We start from the raw sequence: 19,884 nt of genomic DNA on the forward strand, positions 1-19,884 counted from the left end.
CGGCCTGCTCGCTGCCGCCGTCCTCCTCCTGGGCACGGGGCAGTTCGGTGCCGTCGAAGTGGACTCCGTCGAAGGAGACCACGCTGCCGAAGGTGCCCAGCGGGAAGCTCTTCGGCGTCTCGGCGAAGCCGGTCGGCGGCTGCCGGCGGGGTGCGGGCGCGGATTCGGTGAACAGGCCCGCGAGGGATTCCAGGACCTCGTCGGCGTCGGCGTCGGTCAGCGACGGGGACTGGGACGGGGACTGCGAGTGGGCCGTCGGCGTCGTCACGTCGGACGCCGGTGCCTTCTCGACGGTCCCGGAAACGTCGGTCAGGTGCAGCTCTCGGGCGTCGGACGCGGTGGCCGTGGTGACCGTGGCGGAGACCGTCCCGGCCTGCTCGTTGCCGACGGACGACTCCTGCGCGCCCTGCTCCTGCCTCTCCTCCTGCTCCTTCCCCTTCTGGTCCTTCTGTGCCTTCGGTGCCGTGGACTGCGGGGCGACGGGCGTGATCTCGTCCGCCCCGTGCGAGGTGTCGTCCGTCCGGGACGCCGACCCCTCCGCCTCGTCCACCGGCGCCGGTGCCTGCGCCGTGACGTGCACGGTGCCGTCCGGGCCCGGCTTTTCCCAGGTGAGGACGTGCCCGGCGGAGTCCTGGTCAAGGTTGGGGCGGATGTAGCGCTCTTCGAACTCCGCGTGCGTCAGGCTCTTGCCGTGCGCGAGGACGGTGTCGCCCTCGCCGGCCTTGGCCTGCCAGACGAGGGTGTCGTCCACGGCGGGGAGCTGCTGGGCGTGCGCCAGGTCCCGCAGCACCGGGTCGTGCCAGCCGGCCGCCGTGTGCGGCGGCACGAACCAGCCGGAAGGCGTACGGATCGCCGACTCCGCGAGGCCACCGAGCCCCAGCAGGGCCGCTTCCGGCGAGAACCGCATCGCCAGCAGGTCGGTGACCTTGAAGACGACGGTCAGCGACTTGCCGGTCCAGCCGAGCCGGCCGCGCTCGTTGGCGGCATCGACCTGCACCAGGACATAGGAGTCCGCGAAGTCGTGGGTCTGCCAGAGGGTGTCCTGCGCCGAGCCTTCGACGTGATTCATGGCCCAGCCGGAGCTGGAGACGGACTGGCCCGCGGTCCGGCTGAAGGCGACGCCGCCGTTGGCGGTGCCCTGCGCGTTTGCCTGGCCCCAGCCGAGCGACGTGTCCTGGGTGAGGCTCTGGCCGGTCGTCAGGCCGTTGTTCTGCGAGCCGTAGTCGCTGCGCTCGGCCGTTCCTGGCCGCCAGCCCAGCGACCTGGCCTGCTCGGCCGGGAGGATGGCGATCTTGAGGACGCCGGTGGTGTCGGTCAGCGGCCCGCCGACGGCCCGCAGAGCGGGGCCCACGGCGGTGGGCACGCTGTCCAGGCCGTGCAGCAGCACATGGCGTGCGAGGACGTTCGGGTCGAGGAAGCGGTACAGGCCGTCCAGCGAGAACTGGCCACGCCGGACGAGGTCACGGAGCTCCTCGTCGCCCTCCCACATCTTCTTGACCACCTGGTCGAGCAGCCCGCGCGCCGCCGTCGGATTGAGCATCACGCTCACGGCCTTGCGGGCCAGGTGCTCGGAGGCGATCCCGTACTGCCGGGCCGCCGCCACCTCGTTGCGGGAGCGCAGCGGACTCAGCGGACGCACGACCGGCTGTGCCACCGGCCGGGGCAGTGTGCCCTGAAGCTCACCGAGCGGGACGGCGATTTCCTCGCGCATCGGGATCCGCACCGTGTGCTTGCCGCCCGTGACGGTCTGCATGACCTGGGCGGCCTGTCGCGCCAGGTCGATGCTGAGCGTCGATGCGCTACGGGAGACCTGCACGGTCTGCTGGATGGTGATCTCCAGCTCCCCGTCCAGCAGGAAGGAGGCGAGCGAGTCGGTGACGGTGTGCCCGTCGTGACGGCGGGTCAGCTGCGCCTCGGTGAGGCTCTGCGAGTTGCTCGACGTGCGGCCGTAGGAGGCCGAGCCGCCCGAGAACAGGGCGGTGAAGCTGTTGCCCTTCGCCCGGGTGCGGCTGGTGGCCAATTCCTGGCGGGTGTTGGACTGGGTGTAGCGGCTGACGGTGCCCGGTGTGAGCAGCCCGGTGAACGTCGCCTCCTGGCCGCGGTGGAAGCGGATGACCATCTGGATGCGCTTGCGGTGACCGGGGCCCGGCACCACGGTGTGCAGCACCATGCCGGGGCCGCGCAGGCTCTCGCCCATCGCGTGCAGGGAGCGCGTGGTCAGGACCGTGTCGAGGGTTCCGGGCAGGGTCGCGCCGGGCGTGTGCACCGTCCACAGTGCGTCGCGGGCCCCCTTTCCGCGCAGGCCGAGCTTCCTTCCGAGCTCGGTCATGACCCTGTGGCTGAGCTGGGTCGGGTCCTCGTCCTGGAAACGTACGGTGCGCTGCGGCCGTGCCACGGTCTCCGTCTCCTGCGGAGCGGGCAGGAAGCGTTCGCTGACCGAGGAGAGGGGAATCTGCACGACCGGCAGTGTGGCGGGCACCTTGGCGACGAGGGCGGCGTCGGGCGTGGGCCACTGCGGGTGGAGGTAGGTGACGGTGACGCCCTGTGAGGCTTCGACCAGGACGGTGCGCTTGTCGGGAGACCAGGAGCCGAACTGGTTGATGTTCTCGGCGCGTGCGGTCATCCGCAGCACGACCCGCCCCACCCGCTTGCGGTGCGGGACCTTGTCGCGGGAGATGTAGCGGCCCGTGTTGACGTTGGTGATCTCCGAGACGCTGCGGCTCTTGCCGGGGGAGTAGGAGCGTGCGTAGCCGCCGCCGCCCGTCAGTTCCCCGGTGCCGCCGCTGAAGGTGCCGGAGTGGCTGTGGTTGCCGTGGTTGGTGGTGGCGCTGTTGACACCGGAGAAGCCCGCCGAGTACTCGGTGAGGTCGAACGAGCTCAGGTCGGCGGTTCCCGGCTCTTCCTCCGCGTCGACGATCTCCGCCTGGACGGAAAGCCGGACCTTGCGGTCGGTGAGCAGGCCGTCCAGGACCACCTGTCCGGCGAGTGAGCCGGCGCCGATGTGCAGCGCGGCCACCAACTGGTCGTGCGTGACGGCGGTTTCCAGGTGGTGCCGTGCCAGGTCCTCCGGGACACCCAGCTCGGTCAGCAGCGCGATGGCCTGTTCATGGACGGTGTCCGAGCCGGTCACGCCGAGCACCCGGTCGTGCTGGGTGAGTGCGACCGGTCCGCTGAGCGCACGGGAGGGACCTGACACGGTGCCGGACACGGCCGGGGCCAGCCACCGCGCCTCGCCCTCGATGGGGAGGGCCGGGCTGAACTTGCGCGGGGTGAACTGCTGTTGGTCCGTGCCGCGGGTCAGGAGGCGGGCGGCCCGGTTCAGCGTCCGGGACGAGTCGGGTGCCGGTATCCGCTGCACCGTGACGGACGGGCTGAAGACCGTCCGGTAGGTGAACTGGCGCACCGGACCCGCGTAGTTGAGGCCGGAGAGTACGTAGGCGTAGGAGGTCAGGCCGTTCTTGGCGGCGTGGCTGTGCGAGAACAGCTTCACGTCGCTCTCAGGGGTGAAGACCTGCCCGAACCCCGATGCCAGGCCGACGGTCAGCGCCACCGACGAGCCGTGCGACTCGGTGTTGGTGAAGTCCCGCATGGCGCTCGGCCACAGGTCGAACCCGCCCTCGGGCAGGTACACCGAGGACACCGGGGTGATCGGCGAGCCCACTGCCCCGGTGGAGGCGCGCTCCGCGCGCACCTGGAAGGTGACCAGTTCCGTCTCTCCGGAGGCCAGCAGCCGCGGGAAGGTCCGGGTGAGGCCCTCGGTGGAGAACAGCTGGGTGAACCGGGTCTCCAGCGAGACGGTGTTGAAGTGGCTGTCCAGGAACGTGTCCAGCGAGGCCAGTTCGCCCCGTGTCCACTCCGGTGTGCGGGTCGTCCGGCCGGCGTTCAGGAACTGTTCGCGCAGGCTGTCGCGGACCTTCGACGCGCCGGAGAGCCCGGCGGGCCCGAACAGCCCTGAACTGCCGGTCGGCTGCGTCAGTTCGGCCGGGGGAGCGGTCACCGGCTCGCCCGGCTGCCGCGGGAAGGTGATCGGCAGCGGCCCGACGGTACGGGGAAGCGCGCCGGTCTCCTGGGCGACGACCGTGGCCATCGTGTGCTGGAAGGCGTCGGCCAGTTCGGCGGGTACCCGCACGACGACCGAGATGTCCTCGACGTGCTCGCGGCCCGTGGTGTGCCCGAGCGGCCGGGAGCCCACCTCCAGACGGATCGTCATCAGGTACGGCACGCTGTCGCCGTTGTAGCGCGCGGTGTGCCAGCGTCCGCCGCCGGTGTCGCCCGCGCTGCTGAAGGCGGTCGACGTGCCCAGGTCGAGCTTGAGCGACGCGGAGGGCGCGACCGTGCTCGGCAGCAGGCCGGCGCCCGGCCCGAACGCCGCCCCCAGAGTGAGGCCGAAGCCGCCGCCCGTGCTGGTGGAGGCGCCCTGCAGCTCCAGCCAGCGGCTGTTGAGCACGGTGGGGATGGCGGTGGCGTCGGCGATCCGCACGACGCCGCGCACCTGTGCCTTCAGCGAGAGGGTCAGGAACTCCTTGTCGTTCACCGGCACCGGAGGCAGCGTCATGCCGCCCTCCAGCGTCCTGGCGAGGTCCGCCATCATGCTCAGCTCGCCGATGCGGCTGTGCAGGTAGTCGTGCAGCGCAGTGCCGGGCCTGGCGCTGAGGTAGTCGCCCGTCAGGTGGTCCCGGATCAGGCGGAGCCCGCCGATCTGCTGGGGGATGAAGAAGAACCGCCGTGCTTCCCTGGTGAGCCGTTCGAGCGCGGCGCCGGTCGCCGCATCGGGCAGCTCTGCGTGGAAGGGCGCGGTGGTGCCGTTCGCGGCGAGTTCGGTCAGCTGGGCGGGGAACGCCACCGTCAGGTCCCCGGTCACCAAGCTGTGCACGGACTGCGAGCCGGGGCCCGACGTGGTGACGGTCAGAGTCGTCCCGGAGAACGAGAACTGCCTCAGCTCACCGTCGAGCCCCAGCGAGGGGTTGCTGTACGCGTTGGTGCTCCGGCTCTGGCCGTAGCTCCGCGAGGACGACAGGCTGACGCCGACCTTGGGCGTGACGGCGACGGGCCCGGCCGCGATGGCGGTGAGCTTCTCGCCCCCGCTCAGGCTGCGGCTGTTGCTGACGCTCTCGGACGTGCCCGTCGAGCGGTCGGAACCCGGCTCCTGCAGGCCGAGGCTCTTCGTCCCGTACGGCCGGTAGGGCGCGTCGACGAGGGTGGCACGGTGCCGGTTGATGCCGGTCAGGTTGAGCGTGACGGTGCGCTTGGCGCCGCCCCAGCGTCCCGGAAGCGTCAACTGGACGCCCTCGTCGACCAGTTGCTGCGCGAAGTCACGGGGCGTCTTGCGGGCGATGGTGGCCCGCAGCTCGGCACGGAAGGCCGCTTCCAGGTCACCGCCGTCGGCGATGTCATCGGGCAGCAGCTCGGTGACCAGGTCCGTGAAGGTACGGGTCTGCGGGGCGCCGGGCAGACTGATCCCGTCGAAGCGGACACCGTGGAATTCGAGCACGGTGCCGAACGTGCCCAGCGGATGCTGCTTCGAGACACCGCCGAAGCCGATCGGCGGCACGGCCTCGGGGAACAGCCACCGCATGTCCTCCACGGGGTCCGAGCCGTCGCTGAGGACGACGGGGAAGTGCGGCAGCAGATGGGGGAAGAGATCTGCGCCCTCACCCAGCGCCAGCAACTCGTCCGAAGGCGCCAGCAGCCTGCCTTCGGCGTCCATGTCGATGGAGGTGACGTCGCGCCGCCCGGGACGCAGCAGCTTGGCGGGGGACCGGTACTGCTCCTCCGGGTGCGCGGCGTCGGCCCACACCACACGGCCGTCAATGTTCTTGGCCTGCAGCTGGTCGGCGGCGCGGCCGTCCGAGCGGGGGAAGACCACCAGGGAGGCGGCACCGGAGCCGGCCTGACGGAGCCGCACCGTGATGAACTGCACCGCGGCGTCGACGTCGTTGCCGTGCCACTCGAAGGCGTGCGCGGTACGGAGCTGTTGCCACTCCGGTGAACCGTGGGCGGGCTCCTGGGACGCCTCGGCGGTCGTCAGGTCGTGGCTCAACTCCTGGACGTGGCTCAGCTCCTGGACCTCGTCCGGAAGCTGGAGCTCTTCCTGAGTGTCCGGCTCGACCTGTCCATCGGACGTGTCCGACTGGACCTCTACCTGGGACGTCTCCGACTGCGACTGCGGCGTGCCGACCGTGACCGCGCCGGACCGGGCGACGGGCAGCGGCACGGTGATCCGGGGCGGGCCCGACAGGACGGGACCGGCCTGCTGCTCACCGCTGCCGTGGACGCTCGTGGACGACGGGGTGAACTTCCGCCACTCACCCGTCTTGCCGTCGGCATCGCGGTAGAGGAGGAAGCTGATGCCGGAGAGCTCCGGGGTGGCGGCGATCTGGGTGGTGGGCGCCCACACGGTGAGCCCGGTCTCGTCCGCGATCTGCTGCGCGACGGACCGGCCGTGCTCGTCGACGGCGCCCGCCTCGCAGGCGGCCAGGATGATCTGGGCGGTGCTGCCCGCCTTCTCCCGCAGCTCGGTGATGCTGGGGCGCCGCCCGAGCGCCTTGCCGAAGGTGCTGCCGTTCACGTGGGTGGGTTTGCCGTTCACCGGCACCGTCAGCCAGCCGCGGGTGCCGTGCAGCAGCGCCAGGTACATCGGGTTCGTACGGTCCCACGGCACGGGCCGGCGCGCGTTCAGGTGCACCTTGCCCGGCGATCCGGCCTGGTCGTAGTGCGCGAAGTACTGCTGCGTCAGGTCCAGATCGGTGTGCGTCCGCAGCCGGACCTTGACATCGTCCCAGCTGTGGAAGGACCGGCCGGCCGGGGCCTTGGTGCCGGGCGCCACGATCCGCAGGTGGTCGATGTCGCCGGCACGCACGGTGGTGCCGTCCGACGTCTCCAGCACCACGTCCTCGTAGGCGGTGCTCTCCGGTGCGACGGTCACCGGCTCGGGATCGGCGTAGAGGTCTTCGACGAACCACTGCACCACCCGCGGGTCGAGCCGGCCCCGCGGCGGGTTGATCGTCCGGGGGTCGTGGTAGGCCGCGTAGGTCTCGGCGAACCACTCGTCGGGGGTGGCGAACTGGTAGTTGGAGACGGCGTGTTCGCGGGCATCGGCCAGGTAGCTGACCCAGTGGCCGCCGTGGCTGATTTGGTAGATGCGGCCGTCGTGCGTCAGCTGCGCCGCACCGCCGTCATCCAGCGTCCACGGCTGCGCGGCGGCCATCCGCATCTTGCCGACCATGCGCGTCAGACGGTCGAGCCGGTCCGTGTCGCTGCCGGCCAGCTCCTTGGGGAGCCGGTCCAGAGCGCCGGGGTCCTTCCGAATGGCCTGCGCCTCGATGCGCTCCGCCACCTGGTTGCTCAGCGCCTCGTCGTCGATGCCCACACCGGCGAGGAACGCCTTGGCGACCGGTCGCAGATTGACGTAGTACGTGCTCCAACCGCCGAATCGGTCCTCGCCACTGTGCTTGAGAACCCACCCCATCCGCATGTCCACCGAGTGGCCCACCTCGTGGCGCAGCGTCCACTCGACGAGGTTGCCGTGCGCCAGGACGTCGGAGACCCCTGCCATGACATGACGCCGCGGGCCCTGGATCCCGAGGGCACGAGCGATGCGGAGACCCTGGTAGTCCGACATCGCCACCATGTCCATCAGCCACCGCTGTGCCGCGCTCCCGCGGTCGAGCCTGGTGTACATCCAGGAGGGCATGTGCAGCGGGTGCGAGATGCGGATGTGCCGGTCGTCGATGATGTAGGAGCTGACGGGCCCCTGGGAGCTATCGGCCGTGATGGACTGGAGATAGACGTTGTCGGCCACGTCCTTCGAGGGAAGGCCGTCGAACACCTTGGTGATCTTGTCCAGCATGGAGTGGCTGAAGTGCGCCTCGCCGTTCGCCGGGCCGATCTTGATCCCGTACCGGTTGCTCAGCAGCTCCTCACGCTGCGCCGCACCGGTGTTGCGAAGCCACGCGCCGATCCGCTGGCGTGCGCCACCGGACGTGGCCGGCCGGGACTGCTGAGCGCCCTGCGGCTGCGGCTGCCAGGTCATGCCGGACAGGAGGTCGTCGGTGGTCAGCGCCTCGCCGCCGACCGCTCCCTCCAGAGCCTCCCGCATGAGGCGGTCGATGTCCGACTCGTTCGAGCCGTGCAGGGCCGGGTGGGTGTCCGGCAGCAGGGCGCGCAGGCCGAGCTCCAAGAGCGGGTCATCGTTCAGCAGCCCGTTCAACTGCATCCGGTCATAGGTGTCCGACGCCCACTGCCGGGTCTCGTCGTCGTCCCTGTGCTGCCGGACCGCCAGCTCGTCGTGCACCTCGTTGAGCGTTTCCCGGGCCAACTGCTCCATGGTGTACTCGGTGAGCATGTCCAGGACGTGACGATACAGGTCGTCCACCTCGCGCAGTGAGCCCAACTGCTTCTCACCGGGATTGGGGAATCCCGGTGAGAACGCGTCGGTCATCACCATGACCGGGCGGTTCTTGGGGAAGAGCCCGGTGTTGATCGTGGTCCAGTTGTCCGGGTCCTTGACCGTGTTCGCTGTGAGTTGTGCGGACACCTCGGACGGCGAGCCCACGTACTGATCGGCCTCGGACTGCTGGACGCCGACGGTGGCCAGCCACTCGGTGTCGGTCACCGGCCCGAGCCCCAGGGCAGTGTCCAGAACCATGAACCGGACCGTGCCGTCCGCCATCGTCGTGGGGACGCTCACGGCGATGTGGTAGTGCCACTGGACGAGGCGGGGCGCACTGCGGGTGGCACCGGCCGCGTTGGGGGACAGCACGGACAGCTTCGGCTCGGTGCGGGAGACGACGATCTTCTTGACCGGCGCCCCCCATTGCTGAAGCTTCATCGCCGACAGGTGGGCCCGCAGGTTGCAGCCCTCCTCGGGATGCCCGCTGGGCATGGGCAGTTGGCCGAAGTCCGGGTGGTGGTACTGCAGCTGCTCAAGCCGCGCATACCACTCGTGGACCTGCTCGACGGACGCCGTCGGAACGGTGGTGGGGTCGCCGAGGATGTGCCCGATCAACTCCGCCTGCTGCGGCCCGTGGGGGAGCCCCAGCAGCGAGTCCCTGAGGTCCATGGCGTACAGCTCCGTGAACGTGTCCTGGACCGCCCACACCTTGCGCAGATCGCGGTCGAGCCCGTTCAGCAGCTGCATGGCGGCGGCGAGGTTGCCATCGCCCAGGTGGAAGGAGAGCCGGGTGACGAACGCCTGCACCTGCGGCTGGGCCGACGCGGGCACGTCGGACGCGAGATCGCGCAGATCGAGGTCCCAGCCGCCCGGTACGGAGGCGTAGACGTGCTCCAGGACCTGCACGGCGTGCGTGCTGTCCAGCAGCATCAGCCCCACTGCCGTGTTGAGCGCCACAGGGAGAGTTGTTGATGCATGGCCGAAGAACGCGCGGTCGAACTCGTCGATCGCCTGCCGCCCCGTCGGCGGGACATGGCCGGCCAGCAGGTACATCAGCTGCTCGACGTCCACCCCCCGGACGTCCAGCATGAGCCCGGCGAGCCACTGCGCTGCTTCCGAGTGGCTCAGCGAACCGCCCTGCTGTGTGTCCTCGACCACCTGCTGCCAGAACTGGTCGTCGACCTCCATCAGCTCGTCGACATTCCAGTCCTGCGGCACCTGGCCGGACTGGACGGCCGGTTCGGAGACCGTGATCCACTCCTGCGACTCCGCCGTGACCTGCTCCGCCGCGGTCATGTCCTGCTGCGCCGCGACGAGTTGCTCGAAGGCGTCGCGCGCGGCCTGCTCGGTCAGGTTCTTCCGCGCTGCCGCCTCCGACAGGGCCTGGACGAGGGGGCCGTGCTGGTCCCCGCTTTCCAGGACGGCGAATTGGGCCCGATCGAACTCGTCGGTGGCCTTGAGCGCCTCCGCGAGGCGGTCGGCCGCGGCTTCGTACAGGGCGGTGAGCGTGCCGGTGGAGCCGGATGCCGTGGTCTGTCCGGAGGCCGGCGCCAGCGCCCGCGCACGGGCCTGCCGCGCCGCCCTCACGGCCTGCAGAGCCGCCGACTTCGTGCCGGTGGCCAGCTCATCGGCCGCGTCCAGCTTCTGCTCCGCCGCGGTCAGCCGCGCATCCGCCGCCGACGCGGCCTCCCAGGCGCGATCCGCCGCGTCGGCTGCCTTCCGCTCGGCCCGCTGCGCCGCCTTGAGCGCCGTCTCGGCGTCGCGAACGGACTGCTGGATACGGGCCAGTTCCTCCTGGGCGGCCCGCTCGTCGTGCGGCGCGAAGGCCGTCCCGGGGGAGTCCACGGACGCCGGCAGGTGCTCGGGCGCCAGGACGTTCCCCTGCGTGTCCAGGAACTGGATCAGCACCGGGCCGGATACCGCGGCCGGCTGGACGAGCGCCTGCACGGACGGGAAGTCGACCTGGACGTCATCGGCCCCGGTCCACACCGTCGTGCGGTCGCCCAGGTGCTGGGCGAACCAGGCCGGGGACTCCACCTGGCCTTCGCTGTTCCAGGGGACGATCCGCGCCTGCGCGCCCGCGCCCAGGAGCTGGAGCGTGGCATCGGCCCGGCGTACCGCCTCGGATCCGGAGCCCAGATACACGTATCCCGTCGGAACGGGGTGCGCGGGCGCGGACTCCGTGGCCGGGTGCTCGACCGCGGTCTGCCGTGCCCGGATGTCCTGCCGGGCACGCTCGTTCCGCTCCGTGCGGACGAGAGCGTCGTGCTGCTCCCGGCGCTCCCGGACGGTCAGCCGGGCGTGCTTGTGCTGCTCGGAGGCGTCGAGAGCCGCCGTGAAGTGGCTCTCGGAGTCCTCGTCCGCCGCCACCGCCTTGGCCTTTTCGGCCTGTGCGGCCTGGTGCGCCTGCTTGGCCGTGGCCCACGCGGCCTTCGCCCGCCGGGCCGCATCGGCGGCCGCGTTCCGTGCCCGCCGGCTCGCCTCGGCCACCTGCGCCGCGGCCAGCTCCGCCTTCGCCTGCTCGTGCGCCTCATGGGCCGCGGTCAGCCGGGTCTCGATGCCCTGCACGTCGAGACCGTCGATGAGCTGCCCGGCCTGCGCCCGGTAGTGCTCGGCACGGGCCGTGTCGGTGGCCGTGGCCGCCTCCTCGGCCTTCGCCGTCCAGTGCTCGTACTGCCGCACCAGGTACCGGTCGGACCTGGCCTGCACCATCGCGCGCTCGGTGCGCACCACTTCGTCCCTGGCGGCCTGGATGCGGGTCTTCGGCCCGGTGAGCGTGGCCGCCGCCGGCTCCTGACCGGCGTGCGCGGCCGTCTCGTCCGCCGTCGTCCCGTGGGTGTGCTGGGTTTCGGGGCGCGGGCTTTCCAGCTCGGTCATCGTCCCGTTGGCGTTGCTGGTCGTGCCGCCGCCGGCCGGTCCGTTCGCCTGCGACGCGCTCTCGCGCCGGAGGTCCTGCATGGTCTTGATGCGGGGCTCGCGGGCGGCCCTCGCGCGGGATATGCCGGGCTGGTCGCCGCGGGCGGACGCGTCCTCGGCGCGTGCCGCACGCTCCTTGTGCAGTTGCGCCAGTTTCTCGTTCTGCGCCCGGTAGTCGACGGTCTCCTGCTGCCCGCCGTGGACGTCCTGGGACAGGGTCTGCGCGTCGGAACGCGGCGACTCCTGGCCGGCGCCTGCGGACTCGCTCTCAAGGTCCGCAGCGGACGCCTTCTCTGCGCGGGCCGTGCGCTGCTTGTGCAGCTCCGCCAGTTCCTTGTTCTGCGCGCGGTAGTCGGCAGCGCCCTCCACCGGCGCCTCGGCACGGATGCGGGCCAGTTCGGCGCGCGCCTCCTCCAGCAGCCGGTCGGCCTGGAGCGCGTCCTTGCCGTGCGGACCGGAGCGCACGTGCTCGAACTCCCGCACGGCGGTGGTGACCCGGCCCTGGGCCGCTACGTCCGGGACCTTCTTCAGGTCGCGGAGCGCGTCTTCCAGCGCCGTCCGCCCGGCCTCGTAGGCGCCGACGGCCCGGCCCTCCCGGAGGCCCTTGCGGAATACGTCACCGGACGTCTTCTCCTTGGCCAGCCAGGCTTCGGTATCGACGTCCGGGTCGCCGTGGAACCGCTCGTGGAGCGTGGTCCAGTCGTGCCGGAAGGCTGCCGCGTCGCCCGCGAAGCCACCCAGATCCGCGTCGTCGAGGTGTTCCGCGAGCCCTTGCACAGCGCCGTACCTGCCGCGGAAGACCTCACCGCCGTCGTGCACCGTCGACTCCAGGCGGATCTCCGAGTCGATCCGCGCGCCGAGCCCGTCCTGGATGCGGTCCGCTTCCGCGTGCCACTCCACCAGGCGCGAGTCGGCGCTCCTGCCGGTCCGCACCGGCTCACCGGCCTTGAGGAAGCCGATGTGCTGCTCGGCTGCGGCCGCCAGCTCCAGGGTCTTCGCCTCGATGACGCGCTGTTCGCCCTCGGCGCTGAGACCGTTGCCGTGTCCGCGCACCTTGTCCCGCAGGGCGTCGACGGCGCTGTGCAGCTCCTGGTGGAATTCGAGGCGCGCTTGGAGCGCGGACGGCGCCAGCAGGGTGCCCGTCTCCTCCGCCAGGGACTTCCCCCCCGTCTGCGACTGCACGTGCGGGAACGGCAGCTCTTCCGCGAGGGACCGGCCCTCCTCCAAGGAGTGGCCCGAAGACAGCGGCTGCGGCGGGTTCTTGGCGCCCCAGCGGTTCGCGACGTGGTGCAGGTCCTGGCGGAGACTCGCCTTGGCCTCCCGGACCATCTGGTCCGTGACGCCGGCGTTGTCCTTGGCGGCGGTGTCGATGACGTGGTCGCCCTGCGGCGCGATCTCGTACTCGACCGTGAGGTGGCGGTGCAGATCCGCCTCTGCCGCGTTCAGCGCCTTCTCGGCGGTGGCGGAGTGCTGGGGACCGTACTTACGGAAGCCGTTCGGGCTGTGGTAGGCGTCCGCGAGCTGGTGGAGCGCCTTCTCGTGCTGGACGGAGCGCAGCATGTCCGCGGAGGTCTGCATGGTCGCAGGGCCGCCGCTGATCTTGCCCTGGGCGTCGTACCCGTCGAAGGTCTTCAGCACCCGCTCGGCCCGGGTCAGGGTCTGCCGGGCGTGCGTGAAACGGGCCTCCAGCGTGTCCTGGAGGGTCTTGCGCGCGGTGTCGGACGACGCCTTGAAGGTGGAGGGGCTGACCGAGGACGGCAGGTCCTGGGACACGGCGCGTGCGCGCTGCGCCTCCTTGAGCGCGTCGGCGACGTATTCCTTCTTCACCAGTTCGATGAGCTGCGCACGCTGCGGCGCCTCCTCGGGCAGCTGCTCGTGCGCGTAGGCGTCCACGCTCTGCGACGCCGAGCTGGTCAGGCGCACGTCGGTCAGCCGCTGCTGGTACCGCTCACTCAACTCACCGATACGCAGATCGAATTGCTGCTTCCAGGACGTCTTCAGCGCCGGAGGCGCGTGGGTGGAGGAGCCCTTGCGCACCCCGCCGACGATCTTGTCGAAGTCGCGGATGAGATCCTTGTGCAGCGTGTCCAGGATCGTCTTGCGGTCCGCGTCGGTCAGGTGCGCTTCCGGCCCGCGCTCGCTCTCCGGCGCTGCCGTACGGGCTGCTTCGGACTCGTCCATCCAGCGGTGGTACTCCGCCTCCGCCCGCTCCGGGAGCGTGGCCAGGTCGGTGTTCCGCTGCACGGCGAGATCCATGCGGGCGTCGTAGTGGCCCAGCAGGTGGGACGTGGCCGAGGGGAGGGAGAACGAGGTGATGGGCGTGTCCTGGGACGTCGCGCCGGCCTCGTGTCCGGAGGTCTTGCCCGCGGTGTCCACCGTCGAGACGTCTGCGGACGCACCGGTGACCTGGTCCTGAGTGACATGCTCCGACGCCCGGCCGGAGGTGTCGTGGGTCTGCTGCGTGTGGTCCGTCGCCGGGTTGTCGTGCGTGGTGGCGGTGTCCTCGGTGACGGCCTGGGTCCGGGTGGTGGCGTGGGACTGCTCGGCGTGGACCTGCGTCGGCTGCTCGTGGGTGGCGCCGGCGTCCTTGGCGACGGTCTGGGCCTGGACGGAGTCGTGGGTCCGGGCCGGGGCCGGATGCTCGTGGGTGGGTCCTGTGACCTTCGTGGGCTCCGCCGTGGGCATGTCCTTGCCGGCCGGCGGCGCGCCCGCGTCCTGCGCCGTGGCAGCTTCCTTCGCTGCCGTCCGCTCCTTCTTGAGCGCAGTCTGAATGCGCTCATCGGCACGCTGCTGTGCGCCCTTCGCGAAGGCGTCGGTGCTGTCCTTCTCGTGCTCCAGCCACTGCTTCAGGTCGGCGCTGCTGTTGCCGTGGAAGTGGTCGTGCAGCGCGACCCAGTCCTCCCGGAAGGACGACGCCACGTCCGCGTAGCCGTCCTCGTGGGGTGCGCTGAACCCGTCGTAGTCGAAGAACCGCTTCTCGAAGGTGTGGCCGGCCTCCCTGACGGCGGCCTCGCGGTAGGCGTCCCGTTCGAGATGGGTACGGAGGTCGTCGATGAGCTTGCCGGAGTTCGCCCGCCACTGCCGGAAACGGGGGTCGAGTTCCTTGCCGAGCAGGGGTTCCTTCCCGTTGCGCAGCCCGTCGAGGAGGGATTCGGCTTCGGCCTTCAGCTGCGTGCTGAGGTCGTCGACGACCCGGTTGATCGTTCCCGTGTCGTGGGACAGGTTGTTCTCCGCGGTGTCCCGCAGCTGCGTGAGGCGCTGGTTGACCTCGGAGTGGTAGTGCAACCGGTCGTTGAGCGCGCGTCCGCTCAGCATCGAGTCGGTGGTGTGCTTGCTCCACGACACCGCTTCGCCGAGCCCGTGCCGGGTCGGCTCGATCCCGCCGTTGAAGGTGGCGAACGCGTCGTCCACCGTGGCGCGGAGGTCCTTCTTGAGGCTCTCCAGCGCGTCGGCCTTGAGGTTGTCCAGCGCTTCGCCGGTCGGCTTGCTCCCGGAGTCCAGCGCGTGCAGGGAGGCCGCGTCGTCCAGCTTCTCCTTCAGCCCCGGCAGCAGGTCCTGCTCGACCCGCAGGTGCTCACGGAGGCGGGTGAGGGTGCTGTCCAGTGCGAAGTCGGCCGCGTCCTGGCGCGCCCAGCCCTGGGCCTGCAACTGCTTCATGTCGCCGAACGAGTCCAGCAGTTGATCGCGGGCGGAGAGCTCCCAGCCCTTCCTGCCGCCGTCGTTGAAGTGATCGTCATCGATGCGGGCATCGCCGCCGCGTTTGCCGGACGCCGCGTCGTAGTGCTCCATGAAGTGGTCGACGCGGGTCTGCACCTCCTTGGCGAAGGCGAACCGTTCGGCCTCGGTGCCGACCGTGTGGGCCTGGTCCGGTGTGAGGTCCTTCGCGCCGTCGATGTCCGCCTGGTACTTCTCCCGGACCGACTTCACGAGTTCCGGATCGAGCGGGTTGTCCTTGTACGTCCGGGCCAGGTTCTCGTCCAGCGGCCGGTTGGCCATCAGGTCCCGCTCGGCCAGCGACTGGCGCAGGTCGAAGCGCTCGGGCAGCTTGTTGACGAGCTGCTCGTGGAACGCGTCCCAGGTCTTGCTCAGCTCCTGGTGCTCGGCCGCGGTGAGCGGACGGCCTTCGCCGACCTCGGTCAGCTTCTTGAACTCGGCGTGGAATTCGGCCGTGACCTCGTCCAGGACGGCTGTGATGTCCGCCTTGGTGGGCCGGGTCACGGACGTGCCCAGCAGTTGACGGCGCTCGGCCGTGGCCCGTGCGTCCTTCAGCTCCGCCGGGGTGAGGCGGGCCTTGTCCTCGGTGTTCAGGTGGCGGACCCGCTCGTCCAGCGGCATCCAGTCCTTGGCCGCCGCGTCGACCTTCCCGGCCAGACCCTGCAACTGCCGGTTGCGGGTCTCGGCCAGTTCCAGCACGTGTGTGTAGTGGTCGGTGAGCTTTTCCTTGCCGGCGGTGTGCGCGGCGTCCACCGCGGGATCCTGGCCGGGCACGGGGGAGGGCTCGGTGTCTTTCCAGCGGGCGCCGTCCAGCCGGCCGTCCGACCAGACCTTGTCGTAGCCGGACATCCACTTGTCGTGGAAGTCCGAACCCAGCGCGTCGACCTTGGAAGAGGGGAGACCGTGCCGGTCGCCGGCCATGTCGTGCCATACCGACTTGGCCTCGGCGGCGGCGTGCGGCAACTGCTCCGCGGTCTTCGCCAGGTCGGGCGCCGACTTCTTGAGGTCGGTGAGGGTGTGCTCCAGGCTGTGCAGCGCCTTGTTGACGTGCTGCGGCGCGTAGTCGGTGCCGCTCAGCCGCTTACGGGCGTCGGCCACCGCGTCCATGGAGAGGTCGTCGAGCCGGGACCGCACCCAGCTGCCCTGCTTGCCCAGGTCCTTCTGGTTCGGCAGGGAATCATGGCTGGTCTTCCACTGCCGATGGGCCTCGGCCTCGAAGTTGAGGCGCCCGGAAATGCTCTTGTCGAGATCGGCCAGGGCGTGCTTGGTGGTGGTGTCCACCCCTACGGACCTGCTGTCCAGCGGGTCGCGCCGGATGTCGGCGAGCAGGTCGTGGGCCGTTGCGCGGATGGACGACTGGACGCTGCCGGAGTGCTGGCGCAGGTCGGCGGCGAGGTGGTGCGGGTTCGCGTCGCCGAAGCGGTCCGGCAGCTCGTCCAGGAAGTGCCGGATGTCCTCGGTCGCCTTCAGCTCGGCCGCGAGCTTCTCGCTCACACCGGCCTCGACCTTCCCCCACTTCTCTGCTGCCCGGGTCACGGCGGCGTGTTCGGCGGCGGGGGTCAGCCGGGCCTTGGGGAGCGCCTTCAGCTCGTCGCTGACCATCTGCTCGAACAGGTTGTGGGAGTTGGCGCCGTAGCGCTGCCGGATCTCCGACAGGTCACGGCTTGACCAGCCGGAGCCGGACTCCTTCCAGCTGGTCAGATGACGCTCGACCATCTTGTCGGTGGTGCTGAGGATGTCGTGGGTCCTGGCGTGCCGGTCGATCCGGTCCGGCAGGCCCTTCTTGAGGTCGTCGGCCATCCGGGAGAAGCGCCCGGCCGGGTCGTCGACCTTCCAGTGCGCCTTCTCCTTCAGCTGGCCGTAGGAATGCTCGTAGGCGTGCTCAAGGCTGTTCCGGTACTCCTTGGACGCCGCGTTGACGACGTCCGGCTGGTGGCCCTCGGAGTTCCAGCGCTGTTCCGCCCGCTCCACCGCATGGTTGATGCGCGCGTCCACCTTCGGCTTCATGCCGTGGAGTTGGGCGCGGCCACGGACGGAGTCGCCGAGGTTCTTCAGCTCCCGCTGCCACTGCTTCTCGGCCTTGGCGAGATCCGCCGGGCTGTGTGCGTGGCCCTCGGACTCCGGCTTGAACACGTTGCCGTGCTTGGTCTCCGCGTCGTGCACGAGCCCGTCGAAGACCTTCTGGCGATCGGCCTCGTTCAGGCCCCGCAGGGCCTTGGACGTCTTGGACGTCTGCACGAACCGGTCCCGCAGCTGCTCCCTGGCGTCGGCGAGCCTCTGCTCCCCGGCCAGCTTCTCGGCGAAGTCCTTGCGCACCGAGTCGTGCTCGGCGGCCCAGGTCTTCTCCTTCGCGGCCGTCGGGCCGTGCTCCGCCGACTTCGGCGCGGAGTGGTCGGACGCCGACGTGGTGGATGCCGGGTTCGGCTCGTCGGGCCGCACGGGCGCGGGCTGCTCGCCCGCATGCCCGCTCCCGTGCGGCTCCTTGACGTGCTCGCCCTGCTTGGTGTGCTCGCCCGGCGAAGAGGCGTCGTGCGCCGGGTCATGCGTGCTGCCGGAGGACGCCGAGGTGTGCTCGGTGGATTCGTGTGCGGACGCCTTGGTGGGCGCGGACTTCGCCGGTGCTTCCTTCGCCGCGGAGGCGTTCGGCTCGTCGGCCGACTGATGAGCCGAAGACGACTTCTCCGACGTCGGCTTCTCCTTGGCCGGGGCATGCTCGGTGGACGACGGCTTCTCGGTCGACGGGGCCTTCTCCGTGGACTGGACGGGCCGCGACTTGTCCGCCGCGTGGGCCGCCGGCTTCTCCGTGGACGTGAGGTTCGTGGGGGAGGTCTTCTCGCCGGACGTGGCGTGCGCGGCGGACTTCTCCGTGGACGTGACGTTCGCGGCGGACTTCTCCCCGGACGTGACGTTGGCGGCGGACTTCTCGCCGGACGTCACGTTCGTGTTCGAAGGGGACTTCTCCGTCGCGTGGTTCCCGGTCGGGGATCCGGCGTGCTCTTCCGTCTGCGCCCCGTGCGCCGACGAGGAGGACTGCTGCCCGGACCGCGGCTCGTTCGGCGCCGTCTTGTCCAGGGGCTGCTGCGGGTGGCCGCCCTTCTCGACGGTGGCGGAATGCGGCGTCGGGGTCTCGCGGATCTCCGGGCTCTTGGCCACCGAGCCGACGTGCACGCCGTCCTGTTTGGCCAGCGTCGCGGCGTCGCCCGTCAACTTGGGCGGAGTGGCGACGTTTCCGGGCTGAGAGGTGTGCCGGCCGGCGTCCTCGTTGTGCGCGCCGGTGGTCTCGTCCGCGTTCCGTTCCCCGCGGTTCGGGACGTGCTGCGGCTGGTCCTTGGCGGTTCCGGAGTGGGGTGCGCCGGATTCCCGGACGGGCTCCCCCTGCGTGCCCTTGGTGCCCGACGGGCCGTGCGTCCCCTCGTGGGCGGCGAGTTTGCCGCCGTTACCCGAGGCCGCGGACGTGGTGGGGCTCGTCCCGGACTCGGAGGTCTGGTGCGGGGAGTTCGCACCGGCGGTCTCGTTCGGGCCGCGGCCGCCGTTCTGCTCGTGCGTCGAGGAGCCGTGCTGCGGGGTGTTCTCGACAGGCTTGCCCTGCTGTCCTGGCTGGTGCGTGGTGGCGGGGCGCGGCCCGTCGCCCGTGACCGGGTGCGCGGTGCCGGGGGAGGTGCCCTTGGGGGTGGAGGTGGGTTCGCCGGCCGATGTCGAGGTGTCGGGCCGCGCGCTGTTCGTCTTCGGGGAGTCGACCTGCGTCGGCTTGCCGGACGAGGACGTCGTCGTGTGGTCGGGCCGCGTGGTGCTCGTGGTGTTCGCCGGGCCGACCGGGTCCTTGGCCTTGGGGCCGCCGGTCACCGAACTGTCCGCCCCGGAGGTGACGTTCTTCGGCCGGGTCGTCGAGCCGTTGAGCCCCTGCCCGCCGACCGGGGCCTCGTTGGACGGCTTCACGTTCACGCCCTCGGGCTTCGGGGCCAGGTCTCCGACGCCCTTGCTCCCACCCTTCTCGAACGAGATCGGCGCGGTGCCGCTCCCCGTCGTCGGCGGCTTGAAGCCGGTGCCGTTCGGGGCGCCACCCGTCGCTCCGTTCCCCGAAGTCACCGGGGCATGCTGGCCCCCTGGGTTGATCTTGGGGGGCGTTACGGCTTCGCCGCCCTTCGTCATGTCACCGATGGCCTTGCGCGCCGCGCCGGCTCCCTTCAGGGCCGGCCCGACGAGGCTGCCGCCGCCGGCCAGGCCGAGGTTCACGGCCTCGCCCTTCCACCACTCGGAGCTCCCGAAGTCGGGCATATCCGTGCCCGTGACGGCCGAGGCGAGCGCCGCCGCGGCCATGTCGGCACCGAGCTGGGCACCGGCGTTCACCGCCATGTCGATGACGATGGCTCCCGCGAACACCGCGGCCTCGACGGCGCCTTCAACGGCGACGCCCACGATCTCCAGCACCGCGGTGAGGGCCCCGACGATCGCCTCCAGGGGAAGCAGGAACGGCAGGGCCATGGCGGCGATCATGGGAAGAACGGTCTCGATCAGAGCCTTGATCGACTCCATTTGCGCATCATGCAGCTCCTGGGCCTGGAGCTGCTTGATGTAATCGCCGAACGCATTGATGTTGTTGCCCATTTGCCGCGCGTCGTCCACGGCCTTCTGGAGATGGGCATCGTGCACCTGGTTCCAGGTGTTCTGGACGACGTTGTTCCCGTCCCCGCTCCACTGCATGCCATGGACGGCGGAGTCCATGGCCGTCATCTCCACCCACAGCAGGTCGCTGAAGTCGATCCACGCGTTGCCGAGGGCGTAGATGCTGTCGGTGACAGTCGGATCGGGATCGTACATAGCGACATCACCTGTGAGCTGGAGCTGAGACGGGGAAAAGAGCG

1 protein-coding gene (running past one end of the window) is annotated in these 19,884 nt (G+C 70.6%); it reads right to left on the reverse strand.

Features of this window, described 5'->3' with window-relative positions:
• Positions 1–19,840 carry the beginning of a protein-glutamine glutaminase family protein gene (locus LIU39_RS05865; RefSeq protein WP_227045353.1) on the reverse strand. Its footprint begins 23,465 nt before the window's first position, so 19,840 of the gene's 43,305 nt are visible here — the first part of the coding sequence; it begins with the start codon at positions 19,838–19,840; its stop codon lies beyond the left edge, outside the window.
• Positions 19,841–19,884 lie beyond the last annotated feature (44 nt).

The sequence above is a fragment of the Streptomyces pinistramenti genome (assembly GCF_020564935.1).
GTDB classification, from domain to species: Bacteria; Actinomycetota; Actinomycetes; order Streptomycetales; family Streptomycetaceae; genus Streptomyces; species Streptomyces pinistramenti.